We start from the raw sequence: 2441 nt of genomic DNA, 5'->3' as shown, positions 1-2441 counted from the left end.
GTCTCGCCGAGACGCCGCCCCGCGACCGGTTACCCCCTGCCGGTGCTGCCCGTGCGCTCGACGCCGCTGCCCGAGATCGCCCTGGTCATCGGGGGAGCGGACGGGCGCGTCGGCCAGGAGGGCTACCAGCTCGACGTCACCCGCCACGGGGTGACGATCCGGGCCAACACCCCCGCCGGGTTGTTCGCCGGCGCGCAGACCCTGCGCCAACTGCTGCCCGCCGAGATCGAGGCGTCCAACCGGCAGCGCGTCACCTGGACCGTGCCCGGCGGACGGATCGTGGACTACCCGCGCTTCGCGTACCGCGGCGCCATGCTCGACCTGGCCCGGCACTTCCACACCGTCGACGAGATCAACGCGTACGTGGACCTGCTCAGCCAGTACAAGGTCAACTACCTGCACCTGCACCTGAGCGACGACCAGGGCTGGCGGATCCAGATCGACTCCTGGCCGCGGCTCACCACCGTCGGTGGCGGCCCGGGCACCGGAGTCGACGGTGTCGGGCCCGGGTTCCTCACCAAGGCCGACTACGAGGCCGTGGTCGCCTACGCCGCCGCGCGGCACATCACCATCGTCCCCGAGATCGACATGCCCGGGCACACCAACGCCGCCCAGTCGACCTACCCCGAGCTCAACTGCGACGGCGTCGCACCGGCCCCGCGCACCGACACGGCGGTCGGCTACAGCTCGCTGTGCATCGGCGACGAGCTGACCTACCGGTTCGTCGAGGACGTCATCCGCGAACTCGCCGCGATCACCCCCGGGCCGTACCTGCACATCGGCGGCGACGAGGCGCACGCGACCACGGACGAGGACTACCGCACCTTCATGCAGCGGGTCCTGCCGCTGGTCGCGAAGTACGGCAAGCGCGCCTCCGGCTGGAACGAGGTCGCACAGGTCGACCCGCCCACCGACGTCGTGGCGCAGTTCTGGGGCACCGGCACCACCAACGCCGACGTGGCCGAGGCCGCCGCCCGGGGCAACAAGGTGATCATGTCGCCGGCCAACAAGACCTACCTGGACATGAAGTACGACGCCAACACCCGCCTGGGGCTGCGCTGGGCCGGCCTCATCGAGGTGTCCGACGCGTACGGCTGGGACCCGGCCACCCGGGTGACCGGCGTCGGCGAGGACGCGATCCTCGGCGTCGAGGCGCCGCTGTGGTCCGAGACGCTGCGCAGCCTGGACGACATCGAGTTCATGGCCTTCCCGCGACTGCCCGCGATCGCCGAGCTGGGCTGGTCGACGGCGGCCAGCCACGACTGGGAGTCGTTCCGGACCAGACTGGGTCAGCAGGGCCCCCGGTGGCGCCTGCAGGGGGTCGACTTCTACCCGTCCCCGCAGGTGCCCTGGCTCTGACGGACGAGCGTGGTGGGTCCGGGCCGAGCGGGCCCCGGACCCACCACGCCGGCCCGTTCTGCTGGGCGACACCGCCACGACATGGCACCATCTCGTACGTGACCAGCAGATTCGACGAGGCGCAGCACCTGCGTGACCTCGCCCGCCTGCGCCGCGTCCGCGACCGGATCGACCGGGAGTACGCCCAGCCGCTGAACGTCGAGGCGCTCGCCCGCGGCGTGAACATGTCCGCCGGGCACCTCAGCCGCCAGTTCCGCGCCGCCTACGGCGAGTCGCCGTACGCCTATCTGATGACCCGGCGCATCGAACGCGCCATGGCGCTGCTGCGCCGCGGCCACCTGAGCGTCACCGATGTCTGTTTCACGGTCGGCTGCTCGTCGCTGGGCACCTTCAGCACCCGCTTCACCGAACTCGTCGGTGTGCCGCCCAGCGTCTACCGGGACCGGGCGGCGGCCGCCACCGCGGGGATGCCGGCGTGCGTCGCCAAGCAGGTCACCAGACCGATCAGGAATCGAGAAGCGCGGGCCGCCCAGCCGCAACTAGCGTGACCGCCATGGACATCACCATTCACTCGAGCTTTCTTCCGCACAGCGACCCGGACGCCTCCCTGGCCTTCTACCGGGACACCCTCGGCTTCGAGATCCGCAACGACGTCGGCTACGAGGGCATGCGCTGGATCACGGTCGGCCCCGCCGGGCAGCCCGACACCTCCATCGTCCTGCACCCGCCCACCGCCAGCCCCGGCCTCACCGACGACGAGCGCCGCACCATCCTCGAGATGATGGCCAAGGGCAGCTACTTCGGCGTCAACCTGGCCACCGCCGACCTCGACGGCACCTTCGCCAAGCTGGAGGGCAGCGGCGCCGAGGTCGTCCAGGAGCCGACCGAGCAGCCGTACGGCGTGCGCGACTGCGCCTTCCGCGACCCCGCGGGCAACATGATCCGCATCCAGGAGCTGCGCTAGCCGTCCGGCGACCGCAGTCATAACCTGCACAAACGGCGAGCCCGCGCACGACGTCGGTGGCGGCCGCCTGGCGGCCACCGTCACCGACCCCGACGGCAACGTCCTCGGGCCTGTCCCT

The 2441-nt window shown here is 71.4% G+C and carries 3 protein-coding genes; all 3 read left to right on the top strand.

All coding sequences use genetic code 11. The annotated features are described in order from the left end of the window. Window positions 1-1359, top strand: a 1359-nt coding sequence (locus EAD98_RS00465) for a family 20 glycosylhydrolase (protein ID WP_121652134.1), incomplete at its 5' end; no start/stop codon positions are given. 98 nt (window positions 1360-1457) lie between these two features. Continuing rightward, window positions 1458-1907: a helix-turn-helix transcriptional regulator gene (locus EAD98_RS00460; RefSeq protein WP_121652132.1), complete on the top strand. Its 450-nt coding sequence runs from the start codon at window positions 1458-1460 to the stop codon at window positions 1905-1907. Window positions 1908-1912: 5 nt separating this feature from the next. Beyond that, window positions 1913-2323, top strand: coding sequence for a VOC family protein (locus EAD98_RS00455; protein ID WP_121652133.1), 411 nt, complete (start codon window positions 1913-1915; stop codon window positions 2321-2323). Window positions 2324-2441: the final 118 nt, after the last annotated feature.

The sequence above is a fragment of the Micromonospora sp. CV4 genome (genome assembly GCF_003667455.1).
Taxonomy (GTDB): domain Bacteria; phylum Actinomycetota; class Actinomycetes; order Mycobacteriales; family Micromonosporaceae; genus Micromonospora.
Note: the sequence above shows the minus strand (reverse complement) of the source record. Positions and strands in the feature narration are given on the sequence as shown.

What these genes read in the sequence shown, in the direction of transcription:
- EAD98_RS00455 (WP_121652133.1), top strand. Translation starts at nt 1,913, where the DNA reads ATGGACATCACCATTCACTCGAGCTTTCTTCCGCACAGCGACCCGGAC.